This window comes from Streptomyces sp. NPDC001156, assembly GCF_053598275.1.
The window spans coordinates 22,961-45,140 of the sequence record NZ_JBSFJX010000001.1 but is presented as its reverse complement, the minus strand read 5'-3'; the positions used below and the strand labels follow the sequence as shown (position 1 = coordinate 45,140).

At 71.6% G+C, this 22,180-nt stretch carries 18 protein-coding genes; 9 read left to right on the top strand and 9 right to left on the bottom strand.

All coding sequences use genetic code 11. The features are described 5' to 3' along the window. Positions 1 to 37: 37 nt before the first annotated feature. The gene (gene lpdA, locus ACWDA7_RS00200; RefSeq protein WP_432926825.1) at positions 38 to 1,426 is read right to left on the bottom strand and encodes a dihydrolipoyl dehydrogenase; all 1,389 of its coding nucleotides are present in this window, start codon (positions 1,424 to 1,426) and stop codon (positions 38 to 40) included. 295 nt (positions 1,427 to 1,721) lie between these two features. Further along, complete coding sequence (locus ACWDA7_RS00195; RefSeq protein WP_359388905.1) at positions 1,722 to 3,263, bottom strand: leucyl aminopeptidase; 1,542 nt, start codon at positions 3,261 to 3,263, stop codon at positions 1,722 to 1,724. A gap of 369 nt (positions 3,264 to 3,632) precedes the next feature. Here ACWDA7_RS00195 and ACWDA7_RS00190 point away from each other — a divergent pair, with 369 nt between their 5' ends. Then, on the top strand, positions 3,633 to 4,415 hold the full coding sequence (locus tag ACWDA7_RS00190; RefSeq protein ID WP_450601950.1) for an endo alpha-1,4 polygalactosaminidase: 783 nt from the start codon (positions 3,633 to 3,635) through the stop codon (positions 4,413 to 4,415). A gap of 134 nt (positions 4,416 to 4,549) precedes the next feature. Here ACWDA7_RS00190 and ACWDA7_RS00185 read toward each other — a convergent pair whose 3' ends face one another. Beyond that, the gene (locus tag ACWDA7_RS00185) at positions 4,550 to 5,332 is read right to left on the bottom strand and encodes an adenosylcobinamide-GDP ribazoletransferase (protein ID WP_450601949.1); all 783 of its coding nucleotides are present in this window, start codon (positions 5,330 to 5,332) and stop codon (positions 4,550 to 4,552) included. Positions 5,333 to 5,406: 74 nt separating this feature from the next. Here ACWDA7_RS00185 and ACWDA7_RS00180 point away from each other — a divergent pair, with 74 nt between their 5' ends. Beyond that, positions 5,407 to 6,171: a hypothetical protein gene (locus tag ACWDA7_RS00180; protein WP_450601948.1), complete on the top strand. Its 765-nt coding sequence runs from the start codon at positions 5,407 to 5,409 to the stop codon at positions 6,169 to 6,171. A 667-nt stretch (positions 6,172 to 6,838) separates the two neighbouring features. Here the strand turns inward: ACWDA7_RS00180 and ACWDA7_RS00175 are convergent. Together ACWDA7_RS00175 and cobT are read right to left on the bottom strand one after the other, a co-directional pair. Next, positions 6,839 to 8,647 carry a phosphatidylglycerol lysyltransferase domain-containing protein gene (locus ACWDA7_RS00175; RefSeq protein WP_450601947.1) on the bottom strand — a complete coding sequence of 603 codons (1,809 nt, stop codon included), beginning with the start codon at positions 8,645 to 8,647 and terminating at the stop codon, positions 6,839 to 6,841. A gap of 90 nt (positions 8,648 to 8,737) precedes the next feature. Beyond that, positions 8,738 to 9,814, bottom strand: a complete 1,077-nt coding sequence (gene cobT, locus ACWDA7_RS00170) for a nicotinate-nucleotide--dimethylbenzimidazole phosphoribosyltransferase (RefSeq protein WP_450601946.1) — start codon at positions 9,812 to 9,814, stop codon at positions 8,738 to 8,740. Between the two features lie 173 nt (positions 9,815 to 9,987). On the opposite strand from cobT, the gene ACWDA7_RS00165 reads away from it, so the two are divergent. Next, positions 9,988 to 11,070 carry a class I SAM-dependent methyltransferase gene (locus ACWDA7_RS00165; RefSeq protein WP_450601945.1) on the top strand — a complete coding sequence of 361 codons (1,083 nt, stop codon included), beginning with the start codon at positions 9,988 to 9,990 and terminating at the stop codon, positions 11,068 to 11,070. Here ACWDA7_RS00165 and ACWDA7_RS00160 read toward each other — a convergent pair. After that, complete coding sequence (locus ACWDA7_RS00160; RefSeq protein WP_450601944.1) at positions 11,059 to 12,258, bottom strand: bifunctional adenosylcobinamide kinase/adenosylcobinamide-phosphate guanylyltransferase; 1,200 nt, start codon at positions 12,256 to 12,258, stop codon at positions 11,059 to 11,061. The two genes, ACWDA7_RS00165 and ACWDA7_RS00160, sit on opposite strands and share 12 nt — an antisense overlap. 113 nt (positions 12,259 to 12,371) lie before the next feature. Between ACWDA7_RS00160 and ACWDA7_RS00155 the strand changes: the two genes are divergently transcribed. Continuing rightward, positions 12,372 to 12,578, top strand: a complete 207-nt coding sequence (locus ACWDA7_RS00155; RefSeq protein WP_450601943.1) for a hypothetical protein — start codon at positions 12,372 to 12,374, stop codon at positions 12,576 to 12,578. Between the two features lie 77 nt (positions 12,579 to 12,655). Here ACWDA7_RS00155 and ACWDA7_RS00150 read toward each other — a convergent pair whose 3' ends face one another. From ACWDA7_RS00150 to ACWDA7_RS00140, 3 genes are all read right to left on the bottom strand, one after another. Further along, positions 12,656 to 13,732 carry a S1C family serine protease gene (locus tag ACWDA7_RS00150; RefSeq protein WP_450601942.1) on the bottom strand — a complete coding sequence of 359 codons (1,077 nt, stop codon included), beginning with the start codon at positions 13,730 to 13,732 and terminating at the stop codon, positions 12,656 to 12,658. A 91-nt stretch (positions 13,733 to 13,823) separates the two neighbouring features. After that, positions 13,824 to 14,525 carry a class I SAM-dependent methyltransferase gene (locus tag ACWDA7_RS00145; RefSeq protein WP_450601941.1) on the bottom strand — a complete coding sequence of 234 codons (702 nt, stop codon included), beginning with the start codon at positions 14,523 to 14,525 and terminating at the stop codon, positions 13,824 to 13,826. An 83-nt stretch (positions 14,526 to 14,608) separates the two neighbouring features. Further along, on the bottom strand, positions 14,609 to 15,235 hold the full coding sequence (locus ACWDA7_RS00140) for a DUF3043 domain-containing protein (RefSeq protein ID WP_359388936.1): 627 nt from the start codon (positions 15,233 to 15,235) through the stop codon (positions 14,609 to 14,611). A 300-nt stretch (positions 15,236 to 15,535) separates the two neighbouring features. Here ACWDA7_RS00140 and ACWDA7_RS00135 point away from each other — a divergent pair, with 300 nt between their 5' ends. The 5 genes from ACWDA7_RS00135 (at position 15,536) to ACWDA7_RS00115 (ending at position 22,138) form a co-directional block, all read left to right on the top strand. Next, a complete protein-coding gene (locus tag ACWDA7_RS00135) occupies positions 15,536 to 16,330 on the top strand; it encodes a PspA/IM30 family protein (RefSeq protein WP_359388939.1) in 795 nt (264 codons plus the stop codon). A gap of 36 nt (positions 16,331 to 16,366) precedes the next feature. Continuing rightward, positions 16,367 to 16,645, top strand: a complete 279-nt coding sequence (gene pspAA, locus ACWDA7_RS00130; RefSeq protein ID WP_359388942.1) for a PspA-associated protein PspAA — start codon at positions 16,367 to 16,369, stop codon at positions 16,643 to 16,645. 245 nt (positions 16,646 to 16,890) lie between these two features. Beyond that, positions 16,891 to 18,087 (top strand): sensor histidine kinase, encoded by a 1,197-nt coding sequence (locus tag ACWDA7_RS00125; RefSeq protein WP_450601940.1) that lies wholly within the window; start codon positions 16,891 to 16,893, stop codon positions 18,085 to 18,087. Positions 18,088 to 18,139: 52 nt separating this feature from the next. After that, positions 18,140 to 18,820: a response regulator gene (locus tag ACWDA7_RS00120; RefSeq protein ID WP_450601939.1), complete on the top strand. Its 681-nt coding sequence runs from the start codon at positions 18,140 to 18,142 to the stop codon at positions 18,818 to 18,820. Between the two features lie 192 nt (positions 18,821 to 19,012). Continuing rightward, the gene (locus ACWDA7_RS00115; protein ID WP_450601938.1) at positions 19,013 to 22,138 is read left to right on the top strand and encodes an efflux RND transporter permease subunit; all 3,126 of its coding nucleotides are present in this window, start codon (positions 19,013 to 19,015) and stop codon (positions 22,136 to 22,138) included. Positions 22,139 to 22,180 lie beyond the last annotated feature (42 nt).

Genomic DNA, 22,180 nt, shown 5'->3' with positions numbered 1-22,180 from the left:
TGCGGAAGTCTGTGTCGTCGCGTTCGTCGACCGAGGGTCAGTCGTGCATGTGGAGAGGCTTGCCGGCCAGGGCCAGGTGGGCCTCGCCGAGCGCCTCGTTCTGCGTCGGGTGGGCGTGGATCAGCTGGGCCACCTCGGACGGCAGAGCCTCCCAGTTGTAGATCAGCTGGGCCTCGCCCACCTGCTCGCCCATGCGGTCGCCGACCATGTGGACGCCGACCACGGCACCGTCCTTGACCTGGACGAGCTTGATCTCGCCCGCGGTCTTCAGGATCCGGCTCTTGCCGTTGCCACCGAGGGGGAACTTGATGGAGACGACCTTGTCCGCGCCGTAGATCTCCTTGGCCTTGGCCTCGGTGATGCCGACGGAGGCGACCTCGGGGTGGCAGTACGTCACCCGCGGCACGCCGTCGTAGTCGATCGGGACGGTCTTCAGGCCGGCCAGACGCTCCGCCACCAGGATGCCCTCGGCGAAGCCGACGTGCGCGAGCTGGAGCGTGGGGACCAGGTCGCCGACGGCGGAGATGGTCGGAACGTTCGTCCGCATGTACTCGTCGACGAGGACGTAGCCGCGGTCCATGGCGACCCCGGCCTCCTCGTAGCCGAGGCCCTGGGAGACCGGGCCGCGGCCGACGGCGACGAGGAGGACCTCGGCCTCGAACTCCTTGCCGTCGGCGAGGGTGACCTTGACACCGTTCTGGGTGTACTCGGCCTTCTGGAAGAAGGTGCCCAGGTTGAACTTGATGCCGCGCTTGCGGAAGGCGCGCTCGAGAAGCTTGGAGGAGTTCTCGTCCTCGACCGGGACGAGGTGCTTGAGGCCCTCGATGACGGTGACGTCGGAACCGAACGACTTCCACGCGGAGGCGAACTCGACGCCGATGACGCCGCCGCCCAGGATGATCGCGGACTGGGGCACGCGGTCCAGGACGAGGGCGTGGTCCGAGGAGATGATGCGGTTGCCGTCGATCTGGAGGCCCGGCAGCGACTTCGGCACGGAACCGGTCGCCAGGAGGACGTGACGGCCCTGGATCCGCTGACCGTTGACGTCGACGGAGGTGGGGGAGGACAGCCGGCCCTCACCCTCGATGTAGGTCACCTTGCGCGAGGCGATCAGGCCCTGCAGACCCTTGTACAGGCCCGAGATGACCTCGTCCTTGTACTTGTGGACGGCCGGGACGTCGATGCCCTCGAAGGTGGACTTGACACCGAACTGCTCGCTCTCGCGGGCCTGGTCGGCGATCTCGCCCGCGTGGAGCAGAGCCTTGGTGGGGATGCAACCCTTGTGCAGGCAGGTGCCGCCGACCTTGTCCTTCTCGATCAGGGCGACGTCCAGGCCCAGCTGCGCCCCGCGCAGGGCCGCGGCGTAACCACCGCTACCACCGCCGAGGATCACTAGGTCGAAAACGGTGCTGGCGTCGTTCGCCACGTCACGTCCTCCATGCATGTGCGCCGTACGCCGGTCTCCGATGACCGGCAGGCGGCTGGTGTCCGGCCGCTTGAGCTTCGGCCCTTCGGTGGGGCCCTGTCCTGCCGTGCCCCATCTTCGCACTTGTCGGCGGTACGGGAAGCGGCGGGCCCGGGTGTGGGGCGTCTGATCCGTCACGTCGGGAGGGCGCGGCGGCGCGGCCCGAAGGGATTTCGTCGAGGGCGTAACGCCGGTACGTCCATGAGGGCGGCCCGGGCTCGGCAGGAGCCCGGGCCGCCCTCATGCGCGGGTCGGTTCAGCCCAGATCGCCCGCAGCCGCCACTTCCGCGAGCCGGACCAGCGTGCGCACCGCCGAGCCGGTGCCGCCCTTGGGGGTGTAGCCGAAGGGACCCTGCTCGTTGAAGGCCGGACCGGCGATGTCGAGGTGCGCCCAGACGATGCCGTCGCCGATGAACTCCTTCAGGAACAGGCCGGCGACCAGGCCGCCGCCCATCCGCTCGCCCATGTTGGCGATGTCGGCCGTCGGGGAGTCCATGCCCTTGCGCAGGTGCTCCGGCAGCGGCATCGGCCAGGACTCCTCGCCGACCTCCTCGGCGACCGCGTGGACCGCGGCGCGGAACGCGTCGTCGTTCGACATGATCCCGAAGGTGCGGCTGCCGAGCGCCAGCACCATCGCGCCGGTCAGGGTCGCCACGTCCACGATCGCGTCGGGCTGCTCCTGGGAGGCCGCCCACAGCGCGTCGGCGAGGACCAGCCGGCCCTCGGCGTCCGTGTTGAGGACCTCGACGGTCTTGCCGCTGTACATGCGCAGCACGTCACCCGGGCGGGTGGCCGAGCCGGACGGCATGTTCTCCGCGAGGGCGAGCCAGCCGGTCACGTTGACCTCGAGGCCCAGGCGGGCGGCGGCCACGACCGTGGCGAAGACCGCCGCGGCGCCGCTCATGTCGCACTTCATGGTCTCGTTGTGGCCGGCCGGCTTGAGCGAGATGCCGCCCGAGTCGTAGGTGATGCCCTTGCCGACCAGGGCCAGGTGCTTGTCGGCCTTTGCATGCGTGTACGAAAGCTTCACCAGGCGCGGCGGGGAGGCCGAGCCCACGCCGACGCCGAGGATGCCGCCGTATCCGCCCTTGGCCAGTGCCTTTTCGTCCAGCACCTGCACCTTGAGGCCGTGCTCCTTGGCCGCGGTCTGCGCGATGGCGGCGAAGGCGGCCGGGGTCAGGTCGTTCGGCGGGGTGTTGATCAGGTCGCGGGCGCGGTTGAGCTCCTCGGCGACGGCCACGGCGCGCTCGACGGCCGCCTTGTACGCCTTGTCGCGGGGCTTGGCACCGAGCAGGGCGACCTCGCCGAGCGGGGCCTTGCCGTTCTTCCCGTTCTTGCCGTTGTCCTTGTACGTGTCGAACGAGTACGCGCCGAGCAGAGCGCCCTCGCCGATGGCGGCGGCGGCGTCGGCGTCCGTCATCGGCAGCGCGAAGACGGCCTTCTTGGAACCGGCGAGCGCACGGGTGGCGGAGCCGGCGGCGCGGCGCAGCGACTCGGCGGCGAAGGACGCCTCCTTGCCGTCGGCGTTCTCCGGGTCTTCGGAGTCGGCACCGAGGCCCACCGCCACCACGACGGGCGCCTTGAAGCCGGAGGGCGCGGGCAGCTTCGTCACCTCGCCCTCGGCGCCCGTGGCGCCCAGGGTCTCCAGTATGGCGGCGAGCTTGCCGTCGTACGCCTGGTCCACGGCCTCGGCGCCCGGTGCGACGACCGGGCCCTCCGCGCCCTTCGCGACACCGACCACGATCGCGTCGGCCCGCTGGCCGGCCGCCGCGGCGGTGCTGAGAGTGAGAGCAGTCACGGTGGTGAAATCTCGCTTCCGATTGAGTTTCGGCCGAACGGATGGGGTCGACCGGCCCGGGCCCCGGCCCGGATCGCTCGATTCGTTCGGTCTTCACCAGGGCAGGGACACCCGGCATGAGCCTACGCTCGGGGGCGGCGTTCGCTCATTCCCCCCGGTGTTCATCTCTCGGTGGCGCACCCGCAACATCCGGCACGCGCTCCTCGCGGTACGGGCCGCACCCTCGTGTCCGGCGAGGCGCGCGGCCGTGTGCGCGGCGCGGAACGCCCGGTCAGGCCACGCGTCCGCGGAGCGTTCTGCGCCTCGGGGCCCGGGACGTCGGCGATCATCTTGGGGGTACGTTGCCGCACGCCCTGGAGAGCCCGCCCCGTGAAGCGTCCGAACCCGCTCGTCGCCCTGCTCCTGCTGCTCGCCGGATGCACCACCGTCACCGAGGACAGTGAGCCGGGCAGGGCCCGCTGGCAGCCGCGCCCCGGGGTCGCCTGGCAGTGGCAGCTCAGCGGGCGCCTCGACACCTCCGTCGACGTACCGGTCTACGACATCGACGGCTTCGACCACTCGAGGGCGACCGTCACCGCGCTGCACCGCGAGGGCCGCAAGGTCGTCTGCTATGTGTCGACCGGTGCCTGGGAGGGCTTCCGTCCGGACGCCAAGAAGTTCCCGAAATCCGTGCTCGGCAAGGGCAACGGCTGGAAGGGCGAGCGCTGGTTCGACATCCGCCGCACCGACGTCCTTGAACCTCTCATGGCGAACCGCTTCGACATGTGCCGCAGGAAGGGCTTCGACGCGGTGGAGCCCGACAACATGGACGGCTACCGCAACCACACCGGATTCCCCCTCAAGGCCTCCGACCAGCTCCGCTACAACCGCCTCGTGGCCAGGCTGGCCCACGAGCGGGGGATGGCCGTCGGCCTGAAGAACGACCTCGACCAGATCCCCCGGCTGGTACGCGACTTCGACTTCGCGGTCAACGAGCAGTGCGCCCAGTACGGCGAGTGCGGACGGCTGGAACCGTTCACCGCCGCCGGCAAGGCCGTCTTCCACGTCGAGTACGAACTGCCCACCAGGCGTTTCTGCGCCGAATCCCGGCGGCTGAGGCTGAGTTCGATGCTGAAGAAGTACGCATTGGGGGCATGGCGGCGCCCCTGCTGAACCACGGCGCTGGGCACCGCGTGGACCGGGCCCTCAGGGCCGCGGGAGCCGACGCGCTCCTCGCCGCACCGTCCGCGCGGAGGCCCCCGAGGCCGGCTCCGCGGGCGGCGGCTCCGCGGGGCGGGCGGGGGAGGTCACCCCAGGGCCAGCACCACCAGCGCGGTCGTCGCCGCGGTCTCCGCGAGCCCGCCGAACACATCGCCCGTCACGCCGCCGAAGCGACGGACGCAGTGCCGCAGCAGCAACTCCGAGGCGGCCACGGCAAGGAGCACGGCGGCCGCCGTACGGACGGCGCCGCCCGCCCCCCACAGCGCACCCCCGGCGGCCGCCGCGGCGGTGACGGCGAGGGCCATCGCCAGCGCGCCGCCGGCCGGGACCACTCCCGCGACCGCGGCGCCCAGGCCTTCCGGCCGCGCCGCTGGTATCCCGCGGCGCGCGGCCAGCGTGAGCGCCAGCCGGGCGGCGGTCGCCGAGACGACGGCGGCCAGCGCCCCCCGCGCCCAGGAGCCGCTGTACGCGTCGGCGAGGGCCGCCACCTGGGCCAGCAGGGCGAAGACCAGCGTGACCACACCGAACGGTCCGATGTCCGACTGCTTCATGATCCGCTGCGCCTCCTCGGCGGGCTTCCCGCTGCCCAGTCCGTCGGCGGTGTCGGCGAGCCCGTCCAGATGGAGTCCCCGGGTGAGCACGGCCGGTACGGCGGCGGCGGAGACGGCGGCGAGCAGCGAACCGGCCCCCGCGACGGCCAGCACAGCGCCGAGCAGCCCGGCGAGCGCGCCGACCACGAGTCCGACGAGGGACGCCCACACCATTCCGCCGCGTGCGGCGTCCCGGTCCCAGCGCGTCACCCGGACGGGCAGGACGGTGAGAGTACCGAAGGCGAAGCGGAGGCCGTGGAGCGGCGGGATCTTGAGCACCGGCGCAGAGTAGGCGTCACCCCCCGGCCTCGCGCAAGCAGGCGGCGGTGCGGGCCCGCGGGCACACTGCACCCATGGGCCACTGGCTGCAGCGCAACATCCTTGAGCCGGGCAAACTACCCCTGCTGCTGGCGCTGAGCGCCTTTGTGCTGACCTTCGTGATCACCCGCACCGTCACCCGCCTCATCCGCGCCGGCAAGGGACCGTTCGGCAACGTCGAGGCGGGTGGGCTGCACATCCACCATGTCGTGCCCGGTGTCGTGCTGACCGTCGTCGGCGGCTTCGGTGCCGTGGCCAGCCGCCAGGGGCCGGGCTCCGGCCTCTTCGCGGTCGTCTTCGGCGTGGGCGCGGGCCTCGTCCTGGACGAGTTCGCGCTGATCCTCCACCTGGCGGACGTCTACTGGACCGAGCAGGGTCGTCAGAGCGTCGAGGTCGTCGTGGTCACCGCGGCCTTGGTCGCCCTGGTCCTCGCCGGCTTCGTGCCGTTCGGTGTCGACAACCTCTCCCAGGACGAGCTGCAGGACCGCGGCACCGTCATCGTGACCGTGGGTGTGAACTTCCTTCTCTCTCTGCTGGCCCTGAGCAAGGGCAAGGCCCGCACCGCGATCTTCGGGGTGATCGTCCCGGTGGTCGCTCTGGTCGGCGCCGTCCGCCTGGCCCGACCAGGCTCGCCATGGGCGAGGCGGTTCTACCGCCGGCGGCCGCACACCCGGGCCAGGGCCGGGCTGCGGGCGTACCGCCACGACCGTCGTTGGACCGCTCCGAGCCGCAGACTGCAGGACTGGATCGGCGGCAAACCCGATCCGCAGCCGGCCCGGCTGCCCGGCCGCCGTCCCTGAACGCAGCGCCGACAGCCCGCACAGCGTCAGGACCGCGCCGATCGCGGCGATGTGCTCCTTGCCCGCCAGGTTGTCCTTCACCACGAGCTCCGCGGTCATCGCCGCGATCACCGCCCCCGACGTGATGTGCGCGCGGTAGCGCCAGCACAGGAAGAGGGCGAGCCCGATCACCGCCGCGGACGGACCGGTGTCGACGACCCGGGCGTTCGCCGCGGGCAGCCCCAGCGGATGGTGCGGACCGAGGGCGATACCCACGCGCGCGTACAGCGTGCCGGCCAGTGTGGCGACGTACGCGATGCCGAGCGTGCGCCACCAGCCCAGGCAGATCTCGGCGAACCCGAACACGATGAGGATCTGCAGCAGGGCGCCCCAGACCGGCAGGTCGAGGGCCGGGACGAAGAGCGAGGACGGAGTCCGCAGCAGGGCCACCCACAGCGGATCCTCGGCCCGCACGGACCCGATGCCCTGCACGAGCCCGAAGCCCCACGGCTGGTTCTGCACGAACTGCAGCAGGGACGTCAGGCACACGGCCGCCCAGGTCATCGGGATGGCCCGCAGGCGCCGCCGCGCGAGGGCCTGCCGCACGGTCGCGTACAGCAGTCCCCACTCGGCCCGGGCCAGGCGGGCGAGGGCGTTCATCCGGCGGTCCTCATCTGTCCGGCGCCTCTCATCGGTGTGACTGCAGGTGCTTGCGGTGCACCCACTTCGGCAGTCCCGGAGCCTCCAGGAACCCCTCGGCGCGGGCTGAGGCCAGGCCGATGCGCAGCAGGTCCGCGCTCTTCTCGAAGAGCAGGAACCGGGGCTCCCAGATGGGCCGGTACTTGGCGTTGGCCCGGTACAGCGACTCGATCTGCCACCAGCGTGAGAAGAAGCTGAGCAGCGAACGCCACAGTCGCAGCACCGGTCCCGCACCAAGGCGAGCACCACGTTCGAAGACGGAACGGAACATGGCGAAGTTGAGCGATACCTGGGTGATCCCGATCTCCCGGGCGCGTTGCAGCAGTTCGATGACCATGAACTCCATCAGCCCGTTCTCGGAGTCCCGGTCACGCCGCATCAGGTCGAGCGAGAGACCGTGCGGCCCCCACGGCACGAAGGACAGCAGGGCGCGCAACTCGCCCGCCCCTTCGCCGGCTCGGCTGTCCGTGCACTCGATCATCACGCACTGCCCGTCCTCGGGGTCGCCGAGCCGTCCCAGGGCCATGCTGAACCCGCGCTCGGTGGCCCCGTCCCGCCAGTCGTCGGCCTTCTTCAGCAGGAACGCCATCTCGTCGGCGGGGATGTCCGCGTGGCGCCGGATGCGGACCGTGTAACCGGCCCGCTTCACGCGGTTGTAGGCCTGGCGGACGGTGCGCATGGCGCGTCCTTCGAGGGTGAACTCGGCGACGTCCACGATCGCTTCGTCACCGAGTTCGAGCGCGTCCATTCCGTGCCGCGCGTACACGGTCCCCGCCTCCTCGCTCGCGCCCATCACGGCGGGGATCCAGCCGTGCTCACGTGCCTCGGCGAGCCAGGGCTCGATGGCGCCGGGCCATGCCTCCGGGTCGCCGATCGGGTCGCCGGAGGCGAGCGAGACCCCGCCGACGACGCGATAGGCGACCGCCGCCTTGCCGGTGGGCGACCAGATCACGCTTTTCTCCCGGCGCAGGGCGAAGTAGCCGAGCGAGTCGCGGTCACCGTGCCGGTCGAGCAGCACCCGCAGTCGCTTCTCGTCGTCCTCGCTGATCGCGTCGACGGCGCGCCGGGAGCGGAAGGCGGCGTACAGGACGGCGAGGACCAGCAGCGTGCTGCAGACGTTGATGGCGACGTTGACCCAGTTGGGCGGGGAGATGCCCGGGTAGTGCGTGCCGTCGACGGAGACGGAGACCAGCCGCAGGGTGCCGTAGCGCCACCGTTCCAGGAAGGTCGAACGAGGGGCCTCGTGCGCGGTGTTGGTGACGGTGACCAGCAGGGCGGCGAGCAGCGAGGAGGCGAGCAGGCCGCCGACGGCGACCACGGCGGCGAGCCGGGGGTTGGACCGGTCGCCCTTGGCGTAGAACTCCCGCCGTCCGGCGAGCAGCGAGCCCACGAAGGCCGTCGTGAGCACCAGCGAGACCCAGTTCTGCGCGTACTGGCGGATCTCCGGGAAGGCCATGGAGAAGGCGAACAGCAGCAGGAACGGCCCGCTGAGCGCGAGGTTGAGGATCCACGCCGCCCGCTTGCGCCGGCGCATGGTGACGGCGAGGAACATCGTGAACACGCCGGAGGCGAAACCGGCGGTCAGCAGGTACGGAGTGAAGAAGTTCTGCTGGTTGTGCCGCCGCACGTCCTGCCCGAGAGAGACCCACACGGCGGAGAGGAAGTTGATGAAGGTGACGGCGCGCAGATACCAGACGGCGAACGCGGCGGCCCGCCGGGAGGCCGGACCGGACCGCCGCGCCCCGTCCCCCGGCCGAACCGTGCGTTCCTGTTCCGCATGAAAACGGGCATCTCCCATGAAGGGTGATGATATGGGGCGCCTGCGGGTGCGTGGGGGATCGGTACGAGCCGGAATGCGCCGGTCGCGAGTGGGAGGACCGGCCTTCTTCTACTCCTGGTCCTCGTCGCCGTCGGTCTGCTCCGGCTCGACCGGAAGCTCCGCCGACAGTGCCGCGGCCGCCTGGACCAGCGGCAGCGCCAGCAGTGCGCCGGTGCCCTCGCCGACCGTCACACCGTGGTCGAGCAGCGGCTCGAGCGCCATCCGGTCCAGCGCCTTCGCCTGTGCCGGCTCCCCGCTGTTCTGCCCGGCCAGCCACCAGTCCGGCGCCCGGAACGCGACCCGCTGGGCGACCAGCGCGCACGCCGCCGAGACGACCCCGTCCAGGATCACCGGGGTCTTGCGCGCGGCACATTGGAGCAGGAAGCCCGTCATCGCGGCCAGATCGGCACCGCCCACCGTCGCCAGCAGCTGCAATTGGTCGCCCAGCACCGGCCGGGCCCGCCGCAGCGCGTCGCGCACGGCGGCGCACTTGCGCATCCAGGCCAGGTCGTCGATGGGGAGGCCCCCGCGCCCGGTCACCACCGACGCGTCCGTCCCGCACAGCGCGGCGACCAGCACGGCCGCCGGGGTCGTCCCGCCGACGCTCACATCGCCGAGGACCACCAGATCGGTACCGGCGTCCGCCTCCTCGTCCGCGACCGCGACCCCCGCCCGGAACGCCGCCTCCGCCTCCTCGGGCGTCAGCGCGTCCTCGACGTCGATGCGCCCGCTGCCGCGCCGCACCCGGTGCCGTACGACCTCGGCCGGCAGTTCGTCAGGCTCGCAGTCGAGTGCCATGTCGACCACGCGCACGGGCACGTTCAGCTGCCGCGCCAGGATCGACGCCGGGCTGCCGCCCTCCAGCACCGCCCGCACCAACTGGTCCGCGCTGCCGGCGGGGCGTGCGGACACGCCGAGCGTGGCGATCCCGTGGTCGCCCGCGAACAGCACCACGCGCGGTCGCTCGATCGGCCGCACCGGTACGGCGGACTGCGCCGCCGCCAGCCACTCACCCAGTTCGTCGAGGCGGCCCAGCGCCCCGGGCGGCACGATCTGGCGCTCCCGGCGCGCCTCCGCGTCGCGGCGGACCCCGCCGTCGGGGCGCTCGATCAGATCGGTGAAGTCGTCGAGATTAAGCGAGCTCATTGGCCGAACAGTACCGGCAGCGATCGAACGCGGAGGCGCCACGTCGACGGCACGTCATTGCGTCCCTGAGTGGTATCCCGTACGTACCGTTTAGAGGCGTAATGTCGTGGGCCCGCGTGGCCTCTCGCGTCGCCACAGCCGTACGCCGTCCACGCCGCCCACAGGAGCCGCCCATGCCCGCCACCCCGCAGCCGGCCGCCGAGTCCGGTGCCGAGTCCGCCGGTGAACTCGTCCGGGGGACCGAGCGGTTGCACGAGCCGCGCCGCGAGGACTGCCCGTGGTGCGGTTCGGTGCGGCTGCACACCCGGCTGCGCACCCCGGACCCCGTGCGGTGCGAGCCGGGCACGTTCGTCGTCGACGAGTGCCGGGACTGCGGCCACGCCTTCCAGAACCCCCGGCTGACCGCCGTGGGGCTCGCCTTCCATCACCGCGACTTCCACGGCGGCCACCCCGGACTCGACGGACTCGCCGACCGTCTGCTCACCGCCCGCGGCAGCGCGGGCCGCCACCGGGCCGCGGCCCGCGCCATGCTGCCCTTCCCGGAGCCGGAGAGCTGGCTCGACGTCGGCACGGGCCTTGGCCACTTCCCAGAAGCGGCCAAGGAGGTCCATCCGTACACGTCCTTCGACGGCCTCGACCCCAGCGGGCGCGTCGAGCAGGCGCGGGCCGCCGGCCGCGTCGAGGAGGCCCACCGCGGGCACCTCACCGATCCGCGGATGCTGGCACGCCTGCGTTCCCGCTACGACGTCGTCAGCATGTTCCACCATCTGGAGCACACCCCTGATCCGCGTGCCGAACTGCGCGCCGCCCTGACCATGCTGCGCCCCGGCGGCCATCTGCTCCTCGAAGTCCCCGACCCCCAGAGCGCGTTCGGCACCCTCCTCGGAAAGTGGTGGGTGCCGTACGGCTGGCCGCGCCATCTGCATCTGATGCCGGCCGCCAACCTGCTGACCGAACTGGAGGCGCTGGGCTGCGCGATCGTCGCCACGGACCGCCGTGAGCCGCACACCCCGTACGACATCGCGGGCGCCCTGGCGCTGGCCCTGGCCCGTGTCGTGCCGGCGGCGGACGCCCCGTGGCGGGCCGAACCGCCGTCGCGCGTCGAGAGCACGCTGCGCACGGCCCTGGTCGGGGTCACCGCACCGCTGATGGCGACGGCCACGGTCCTGGACCACGCGCTGGCCCCGCTGCTGCGGCGCACCCGCTTCTCCAACGCTTACCGGATCATCGCGCGCAGCGGCGCCTCACCCGCGTAGCGTCAGCGCCTGCCCGGCCACGATCAGCAGCACATGCTCGCACTCGCCCGCGAACGCCGCGTTCAGACGGCCGAGTTCGTCGCGGTAGCGGCGGCCGGACGCGGTCGACGGAACGATGCCGGAGCCGACCTCGTTCGTGACGGCGACGACCGTCCGGCGGGTCTCCCGCACCGCCCTCGTGAGCTCCCTGACGCGCGCCCGCAGCGCCCGTTCACCACCGCCCGCCCACTCCGCGTCGTCCCAGGCGTTCACCGTGTCCATCGCGTCGGTCAGCCACAGCGACAGGCAGTCGATCAGCAGCGGAGGCCCCTCGTCCTTGAGCAGCGGCACAAGGTCGCAGGTCTCGGCGGTGCGCCAGGACCCCGGCCGCCGCTCGCGATGTGCGGCCACCCGCGCCGCCCACTCCGTGTCCCCGTTCCGTGAGCCGCCCGTGGCCACGTACAGCACGTCGGGGAACGCCTCGAGGCGCCGCTCGGCCTCCACCGACTTGCCCGAGCGCGCCCCGCCCAGCACGAGCGTGCGCTGCGGCACCTCCGGCACGTCCTCGTAGGCGCCGACGGCCAGCGTGGTCCCGTCCGGCACCGCCCGTGCTCCTGCCGCCGCGAGCCGCCGTCGCTGCTCCGCACCCGGCGGCACGTCATGGTCGAGATGGACGGCGACGACGTCTGTGGCCGGGCCGAGGGCCCCCACCGCCCGCAGCTTCGCCAGCGCGTCCGGCCGTCCCACGGCATCGGCGATCACCATGTCGTACGACTCCGCCGGCTCCCCGAGGCCGGCCGGCGCCGCTCCCGGCGGCAGATACAGCAGCCGCAGCCCTTCCGGGCCGGTCACCACGTAGCCGGTACCCGGCGAGTCCATCGCGAGGGCCCGCACCCGGTGCCCGGTCAGCAGGGCCAACTCCCGCCCGTCCGGCACCCGTACCGGCTGCGGCAGGCCCGCGGCCACCTCGATGGGCGGCCCCTCGTGAGGGTGCGTCAGCAGCACCTGGCGGACCCCCGACAGCGACTGCCCGGCGCGCGCGGCGGCGAACGCCGCACCCGGCGTCAGATCCAGCAGCAGCGTCCCGTCCACGAGCACCGCGGTAGCCGCGCGGGCCTCAGGACCCAGCGCACGCGCGCAGGCCGCGCAGGGACAGTCGGGGCGGGGCAGTCCCGCGGGGGCACCGGTACCGAGCAGCGTCACTTCCACGCACCCGATTTTCCCGGGTCGTCGCAGGTGTTGCGCGTCCGGCTAGGCTCATGGCAGCAGCCGGACCAAGATCCGGCCTCTGCTCTGCATGTGCTCATATCTGGGAGGCGTACATGGCGGCATGGACGTGGCGGTTCGAAAAGGCCGACGGGGCGGAGGTGCAGCCCGCGGTCGTGCCCGAGGAGTTCACCACCCAGGGGGATGCCGAGTCCTGGATCGGGGAGCACTGGCGGGACCTGCGCGACGGCGGCGCCGACCAGGTACGGCTGTTCGAGGACACGACGGAGATCTACGGGCCGATGAGTCTGCACGCCGAGTGAGGCACCCGGCCGGCGGACGGGCCGTGAGCGAGGCGTAGCCGCCCGGGCGAGGGCCGCACGGTCCTCGCCCGGGGCCGCTACTGCTCGCCGAGGGTGATGTCGGTCGTCTTCCGGTTTCCGTTCCGCGAGTACGTGATCGTCGTCGTCTGCCCCGGCCGGTCACCGGCGAGCGCTTCGGCGAGGGACGTGATCGTGGTGATCGCCGTGTCACCCAACCCGGTGATGATGTCCCCGCTCCGGAGCCCCGCCTTGTCGGCCGGCCCGCCGCTCTTGACATCGACCACCGCGACTCCGACCGGCCGCAGGCCGCCGTTCACCACCGTGCGGCCGGTGATGCCGAGCGCGGCCCGCCCCGAGGTGGTCACCCGGCCGCTCTTGATGATCTGGTCGGCGATCGCCTTCACCGTGGAGGCCGGGATGGCGAATCCGATCCCGGGCGCCGCGCCGCCTCCCAGATCGGGATCGATCGCGGCGAGCGTGGGGATGCCGATGACCTGGCTGTTCAGGTCGACGAGCGCGCCACCGCTGTTGCCCGGGTTGATCGCCGCCGAGGTCTGCACCATGTTCGCGATGGTGGCGCCCGTGCCACCGCTTTCCGACGTTCCCTCACTGACGGTCCGTCCGGTCGCCGACACGATCCCCTGCGTCACGCTCGAGGACAGACCGAGCGGCGAGCCCATGGCGAGCACGATCTGCCCCACCTCGACCTTGGCCGAGTCCCCGAAGACGGCCGCCTTCAGCCCGGCCGGCACCTTGTCCAGTTTGACGACGGCGAGATCCTGCGCCGGGTACGAGTACACGAGGGACGCCGTGTGCGTGGCCTCGCTGTTGGCCGTGGTCACCTGGAACGTCTTCTCGTTCCCGACCACATGGGCGTTGGTGACGATGTGCCCTTTGTCGTCGTACACCACCCCGGACCCCAGCGAGTTGCCGGCCTGGATCTGCACGACGGACGGCAGCACGTCCTTGATGACCCTCTGGTATTCCTGCTCCAGGTCGTCACCCGCCGAGGCGCGAGTGGTCGCCGGGCTCGCCGGGGTCTCCCTCCTGGCCGCCGGGCCGGACCCGGTACAGCCGCCGAGCAGGAGCACCAGAGCGCAGATCAGGAGCGGCGCCGACGGCCGCCGGAGGACACGGGTACGGGAAGGGTCCATGTCCCGAGTCTCGATTCGGGGCGGTCGTTCCGCTTCCTCGATACGCCCGAACGGCGGTGCCCGGCCACGGCGGCGGTGCCCCGAGCCGTCCTCAGCCCCGCACTCCGCACAGATGCAGCAACGCGGCGACCCCTCGATAGGGGTCCGTCCTGCCGGCCCGTTCCTCCACCGCCAGCAGCGTCTCGGCATCGGGGGGCAGCTGGGCCTCGTCCGGCGCGGTGTCGGTGAAGACCCGCACCCCGTACCAGGCGTGCAGCGGCGCTCCGATGCCCGCGAGCGTGGCGGTCAGCGTCTCCAGCCGGTCCGCGCGCGCATCGAGCCCGAGCCGGTTCCGGTAGGTCGCCGCGTCGAACGCGACCAGCGCCTCCGCCCAGTCACCGGACAGCCCCGGCCGCATCGCCAGCGCGTTCCCGTTGCGCACGAGCAGCGACAGCAGGCCACCGGGCGCGAGCATCCGGGCCAGCCCCGCCACCAGCGCATCGGGCTCCTCGACGTACATGAGCACCCCGTGACACAGCACCAGGTCGAAGCTGCCCGGCAGGAAGTGCACCCCGGTGTCCCGGCCGTCGCCCTCGATGATCCGCACGCGCTCCCGGATGCCCTCCGGTTCGCCGGACAGGGCCTCGCGGGCCACGGAGATCATCTTTGGATCCTGCTCGAGCCCTGTGATCCGGTGCCCGGCGCGGGCCAGGCGTAGCGCCTGGGTGCCCTGGCCCATGCCCACGTCCAGCACCCGCAGCCGCTGTCCGACCGGGAACCGCCCGGCTATCTGCTCGTCCAGCTGCCGGGCCACCAGCTCCTGGCGTACGACGTCGCGCAGTCCGCCCAGCTTGCTCAGCCAGGCATCAGCCGCCCGCCCCGAGAAGGAATCGGCGCTCAGGGCCGCTCTCCGCGCTTGACCTGTGGCTTGGGCAGCCGGAGGCGGCGCATCTGGAGGGAGCGCATCAGCGCGTAGGGGACGGCGCCCCGCGTGTTCTGGCCGCTGAAGCGTTCGGCGAGCCGCTTCCTCAGCCGGATGGCGGAGAAGATCGAGTCGATCACGATCAGGACGATCACGATGAGCCACAGCAGCAGCGCGATGTTCTGCAGCGACGCCACCCGCACCACGCTCAGCACGAGGATGACCACGGCCAATGGCAGGAAGAACTCGGCGACGTTGAAGCGGGCGTCGACGAAGTCGCGCGCGAACTTGCGGACCGGACCCCTGTCTCGCGCCGGCAGGTAGCGCTCGTCGCCACCGGCCAGAGCCTGGCGCTGCCGCTCCATGGCGGCGCGCCGCTCGTCGCGCTGCCGCTTGGCGGCGTCCTTGCGCGTCGTCGGCGTGTTGGCGACGCTGCGCCGCTGGGACTGGGCCTCACTGCGCTTGGGCGTGGGCCTGCCCTTCGGGGCCTGCGGGTCACGGGTCTGCTTGGAGTCGGTCACCGGCGCCTTGTCGGCGGGGGCCTTCTCATCCTTGGCACGGCTACGGAACACAAAACCCAAGGGTACGGGGTACACCCGCATGGACCCCAGCCCCCCGGGGAACGATCCGGCAACACCGGTCGTCTGTACTGGGACAGAGGGGCCTCAAAAGGAAGACAGCCGACGTTCTCCCGAAAGGCGGCCGAGGGAATCCAGGAGTCACCCCGTACGTAACCTCGGGGGACCACTACTCCCTACGCCGGACCGGGAAAGGTAAGCAGTCGTCCTTGGGGATGACCGCATCCGTCCCCGGACAGTGCGGTAATGGAGGCAGGGCCCGTACTGTGGGTTCTGTCGCAGATCTGTGAGCTGGAGTCCGTCAGAAGGGGGCGCGCGAAGCCCATGAGCGGTGTCATGAAGCGTATGGGGATGATCTTCCGCGCGAAGGCGAACAAGGCCCTGGACCGGGCCGAGGACCCGCGCGAGACCCTCGATTACTCGTACCAGAAGCAGCTGGAGCTGCTGCAGAAGGTGCGGCGCGGCGTCGCGGACGTGGCGACCAGCCGCAAGCGCCTGGAGCTGCAGCTCAACCAGCTGCAGAGTCAGTCCACCAAGCTCGAGGACCAGGGGCGCAAGGCGCTCGCCCTCGGCCGCGAGGACCTGGCGCGCGAGGCCCTGTCCCGGCGCGCCGCGCTCCAGCAGCAGGTGACGGATCTGGAGAGCCAGCACCAGACCCTGCAGGGCGAGGAGGAGAAGCTCACGCTCGCGGCCCAGCGCCTCCAGGCCAAGGTGGACGCCTTCCGCACGAAGAAGGAGACCATCAAGGCCACGTACACGGCCGCCCAGGCCCAGACCCGCATCGGCGAGGCCTTCTCCGGCATCTCCGAGGAGATGGGCGACGTCGGTCTGGCCATCCAGCGGGCCGAGGACAAGACCGCGCAGCTCCAGGCCCGCGCCGGCGCGATCGACGAGCTCCTGGCCTCCGGTGCCCTGGACGACCCCTCCGGCATGGCCAAGGACGACATCCAGGCGGAACTGGACCGGCTCTCCGGCGGTACTGACGTGGAGCTGGAACTGCAGCGCATGAAGGCGGAGCTGGCCGGCGGCTCCTCGCAGCAGCAGGCCATCGAGGGCGGCACGGGACAGGGCCAGAACCAGTCCCAGCCCCAGGACACCCCGCGCTTCGACAAGCAGTGACCCGCTACCACCGGTCCCACGCCTGAGGAGGGCGACATGATCGTACGGATCATGGGGGAGGGGCAGGTGAAGCTGGACGACAACCACTTCACCGAGCTCAACAAGCTGGACGACGAACTGCTCCGGGAGATGGAGAGCGGTGACGAACAGGGCTTCCGCCGCACTCTGCACGCCCTCCTGGACGAGGTCCGCCGTCTTGGCACCCCGCTGCCCGACGACTCCCTGGAACCGTCGGAACTGATCCTGCCGTCACCGGACGCGAGCCTCGCGGAGGTCCGCAAAATGCTGAACGAGGACGGCCTGATCCCGGGCTGAGCAAGCGGACGAGGCCGTTCGGGCCGAAGCGGGGGCTCGGGGCGGCAGCCCCCGGAGGGCAAGCGTGCCCCCGGGTCCTGTGCGTGGCACCGGCCGGCTGAGGCGACTCGGCCGGCCGGCGCTTGAGGACGAGGCCGTTCAGGCCGAAGCGGCGCCCGGGGCGGCGGCCCTCGGAGGCCGAGCCCGTTTCCGGGCCCCGTTCCGGCCACCGCACGGCACCCGTTCCGCCCCGTACCTTTGCTGAGGTGAGCACCCTGGAACGTACCTGGGACGGCCTCCGCGCCCATCCGCTCGCCGTGGACGCCCTCCTCGCCCTCGGCGTCCTCGTCTGCATGGTGGCCGGTTCCTTCGTGGACCCCCACGGCGAGACCGGCCCCACCTGGTCCGCCCACACCCCGGCCGCCCTCAGCCTCACGCTCATGGTGCTCTCCGCGGGAGCCCTGGTGCTGCGCCGCCGCAACCCCATGGCGGTCCTCGCCGCGACGGCCGCCCTCTCCCTCGTGGAACTCGTCACCGCCGACCCTCGCGCCCCCGTCGCCATGTCCGCCGTGGTGGCTCTCTACACCGTCGCCTCCACCACCGATCGCCCCACCACCTGGCGTGTCGGGCTGCTCACCATGACTGTGCTGACGGGCGCCGCCATGCACGCCGGCCCGCTGCCCTGGTACGCCCAGGAGAACCTCGGCCTCTTCGCCTGGACGGGCATGGCCGCGGCCGCCGGCGACGCCGTGCGCAGCCGTCGCGCCTTCGTGCACGCCATCAGGGAGCGCGCCGAGCGGGCCGAGCGGACCCGTGAGGAGGAGGCCCGGCGCCGGGTCGCCGAGGAGCGGCTGCGCATCGCCCGCGACCTGCACGACGTCGTCGCCCACCACATCGCCCTGGTCAATGTGCAGGCCGGGGTCGCCGCTCACGTCATGGACAAACGGCCCGACCAGGCACGGGAGGCCCTCGCCCACGTCCGCGAGGCCAGCCGCTCGGCGCTCAACGAACTACGGGCCACCGTGGGGCTGCTCAGACAGTCGGGCGACCCCGAGGCCCCGACCGAGCCCGCCCCCGGCCTCGCCCGCCTCGAGGATCTCGCCGACACCTTCCGCCACGCGGGCCTCCCCGTCGAGGTCGCCCGCGCCGACCACGGCGCCGCTCTGCCCGCCGCCGTCGACCTGGCCGCCTACCGCGTCATCCAAGAGGCCCTCACCAATGTGCAGAAGCACGCGGGCCACGAGGCGAAGGCCGAGGTCAGCGTCGTCCGCGTGGGACAGAACATGGAGATCACGGTCCTCGACGACGGCACCGGCGAGGACGCCGCACCCGACGACGGCCACGGCGGGCACGGGCTGCTCGGTATGCGCGAGCGTGTCACCGCGCTCGGCGGCGCCCTCACCGCCGGTCCCCGCTACGGAGGGGGCTTCCGGGTCCATGCGATGCTGCCGGTCAGGAATTAGGTGACGACCGCGGCAGGGGAGAGCGCATGACCGCCGTCCAGGGAGGGCCCGTATGACCATCCGTGTCCTGCTCGCCGACGACCAGGCGCTGCTGCGCAGCGCCTTTCGCGTGCTGGTCGACTCGGAGCCGGACATGGAGGTGGTGGGCGAGGCGTCCGACGGCGCCGAGGCGGTCCGGCTGGCCAAGGAGCGGCGCGCCGACGTGGTCCTGATGGACATCCGGATGCCCGGCACGGACGGTCTGGCCGCCACCCGCCTGATCAGCGCCGATCCAGCCCTCGCCGACGTCCGCGTGGTCATCCTGACGACTTTCGAGGTCGACGACTACGTCGTGCAGTCGCTGCGCGCCGGGGCGTCCGGATTCCTCGGCAAGGGCTCCGAGCCCGAGGAACTGCTGAACGCCATCCGGGTCGCGAACGGCGGCGAGGCGCTGCTGTCGCCCGCCGCCACCAAGGGGCTCATCGCCCGCTTCCTCGCCCAGGGCGACGGCGACGACGGGCGCGACGCGGCCCGCTCGGACCGGCTGGACACGCTCACCGGGCGCGAGCGCGAGGTGCTCGTCCAGGTGGCGGGCGGCCACTCCAACGACGAGATCGCCGAACGCCTCGAGGTCAGCCCGCTGACGGTCAAGACACACGTCAACCGGGCCATGGCCAAGCTGGGCGCGCGCGACCGGGCACAACTGGTGGTCATCGCCTACGAGTCGGGGCTGGTGCGTCCGAGGTCGGAGTGAGCGGGCCGCGGCCCGGTGAGTCCACGGGTGGAGTGCCGCTCTTCCGGCCGTACTGCGGTCGCAGTAGGCGCGCCGTAAGGAAATGGACCTGGGGGCGACGGAAGCGCATCGTCCGATGGTGCAGGGTGTAGGGGGTTGGGCGCTCCTCTGCGCCCGTCCTTCCGCTCAGCCACAGAGAGAGACCGCCGACCCATGTCCTGGCTGTCACGATTCAGCCTCGCGCAACGGGCCCTGATAGCGCTGATGTCCATCGTCGCGCTCGTCTTCGGGGCGATCGCGATCCCGCAGCTCAAACAGCAACTCCTGCCCACCATCAACCTTCCCGTCGTGTCCGTCCTGGCGCCGTACCAGGGGGCGTCCCCCGACGTGGTCGAAAAGCAGGTCGTCGAGCCGATCGAGAACAATCTCAAGGCCGTCGACGGCATCAAGGGCGTCACCTCCACGGCGAGCGAGGGCAACGCCGTCCTCATGGCGTCCTTCGACTACGGCAACGACGCCAAGCAGCTCGTCGCCGATGTCCAGCAGGCCGTGAACCGGGCCCGGGTCCAGCTCCCGGACTCGGTCGACCCGCAGGTCATCGCCGGTTCGACGGACGACATCCCCGCCGTCGTCCTGGCCGTCACCTCGGACAAGGACCAGCAGGCCCTGTCCGACCAACTCGACAAGACCGTCGTACCCGCTCTGAAGGACATCTCCGGCGTCGGCCAGGTGACCGTCAACGGCGTACGGGACCTCCAGGTCACCGTCACACCCGACGACGCGAAGCTCGCCCGGGCCGGGCTGACCGCGGCCACGCTCGGCCAGGCCCTGCAGGCGGGCGGCGCCACGGTCCCCGCGGGCTCCTTCGACGAGAACGGCAGCAACCGCACGGTCCAGGTCGGCGGAGGCTTCACCTCGCTCCAGCAGATCGAGGACCTGATGGTCGCGGGCGCTCCCGGCCAGAAGCCCGTGCGCCTCGGTGACGTGGCCACGGTCGAGCAGCAGGAGGCCACCGCCGACTCCATCACCCGCACGGACGGCAAGCCGAGCCTCGCCGTGGCCGTCACCATGGACCACGACGGCAGCGCGGTAGCCATCTCCAACGCGGTCAAGGACAAGCTGCCGGACCTGCGCAAGCAGCTCGGTTCCGGCGCCGCGATCACCGTGGTCAGTGACCAGGGCCCGGCGGTCTCCAAGTCCATCCACGGTCTGACGACCGAGGGCGCGCTGGGTCTGCTCTTCGCGGTCCTGGTGATCCTCGTCTTCCTGGCGTCGGTCCGCTCGACCCTCGTCACGGCGGTCTCGATCCCGCTGTCGGTGGTCCTGGCCCTGATCGTTCTGTGGACGCGCGACGTGTCGCTGAACGTGCTCACGCTCGGCGCGCTGACCATCGCCATCGGCCGTGTCGTCGACGACTCGATCGTGGTCCTCGAGAACATCAAGCGGCACCTCGGCTACGGGGAGGAGCGCCGGTCGGCCATCCTCACCGCGGTCCGCGAGGTGTCCGGAGCGGTGACCTCGTCCACGCTGACGACGGTGGCGGTCTTCCTGCCCATCGGCCTGGTCGGCGGGATGGTGGGCGAGCTGTTCGGCCCGTTCTCCCTCACCGTGACGGCGGCCCTGCTGGCCTCGCTTCTGGTGTCGCTGACGGTCGTTCCCGTGCTGTCGTACTGGTTCCTGCGTGCCCCGAAGATCGGGGCCGAGGACGCCGCCGAGGCGCGCCGCGTGGCGGAGGAGAAGGAGGCGAAGAGCCGGCTGCAGCGCTTCTACGTGCCGGTGCTGCGTTTCGCGACCCGCCGCCGCATCACCAGCGTGGCGATCGCGGTGGTCGTGCTGGTCGGGAGCTTCGGCATGGCGCCTCTGCTGAAGACCAACTTCTTCGACCAGGGCGAGCAGGAAGTCCTCACGGTCAAGCAGAAGTTGAAGCCGGGCACAAGCCTCGCGGCCACGGACGAGCAGGCCAAGAAGGTCGAGAAGATGATCGCCGGGGTCAAGGGCGTCAAGGACTACCAGGTCACGATCGGCTCGTCGGGCTTCATGGCGGCGTTCGGTGGCGGCACCGATACCAACCAGGCCTCGTACACGGTCATGCTGGACGGCTCGGCGAAGTACGCGGACGTCCAGAGCGGTATCGAGGACGGGCTGGCACGGCTGTCCGGGATCGGTACGACGACCGTCTCGGCGGGCGACGGCTTCGGCAGCCAGGACCTGAGCGTGGTCGTGAAGGCGGCCGACGGGGACGTGCTGCGCAAGGCGTCCGAGCAGGTCCGCGCGGAGGTGGCGAAGCTCAAGGACGTCACCGACGTCTCGAGCGATCTGGCGCAGAGCGTGCCGCGTATCTCGGTCAAGGCCAACTCCCGTGCGGCCGCGGCCGGTTTCAACGACCAGACGCTCGGCGCGGCCGTCGCCGAGGCGGTCAAGGGCACCACCGCCGGCAAGGCGGTCCTGGACGACACCGAACGGGACGTCGTCATCAGGGCGGCGAAGCCGGCGCAGACCCTGGACCAGCTGAAGAACCTCCGGCTGGGCGAGGTGAAGCTGAGCGACATCGCAACGGTGGAACTCGTGGACGGTCCGGTGTCCATGACCCGTATCGACGGTCAGCGGGCCGCGACGATCACGGCGCGCCCGACCGGTGACAACACGGGCGCGGTGAGCGCGGACCTCCAGTCGAAGATCAAGGCCCTGAAGCTGCCCGCGGGCGCGACGGCGGAGATCGGCGGTGTCTCGTCCGACCAGAGCGACGCGTTCAAGAACCTGGGTCTGGCGATGCTGGCCGCGGTGGCGATCGTGTTCATGCTGCTGGTCGCGACGTTCCGCAGCCTGGCCCAGCCGCTGATCCTGCTGGTCTCCATCCCGTTCGCGGGGACCGGCGCGATCGGTCTGCTGATCGCCACGGGCACCCCGATGGGTGTCCCGGCGATGATCGGCATGCTGATGCTGATCGGCATCGTGGTGACGAACGCGATCGTGCTGATCGACCTCATCAACCAGTACCGCAGGCAGGGGTACGGCGTTGTGGAGGCCGTGGTCGAGGGCGGACGCCACCGTCTGCGCCCGATCCTGATGACGGCCATGGCCACCATCTTCGCGCTGCTGCCGATGGCCCTGGGCGTCACGGGCGAGGGCGGCTTCATCGCCCAGCCGCTCGCGGTGGTGGTGATCGGCGGTCTGATCACCTCGACCCTGCTGACCCTCCTGCTGGTCCCGACCCTCTACGCGATGCTGGAGCTCCGCAAGGAGCGCCGCGCGAAGAAGAAGGCGGCGAAGCGGGCGAAGAAGGCGGGGACCGCCGTCGAGCCGGCGGAGTCCGAGGAACCGGAGCCCGCGGGGGTGTAGCCACCCGGGTATGACAGAGGCCCGGCCCGCACATCAATGCGG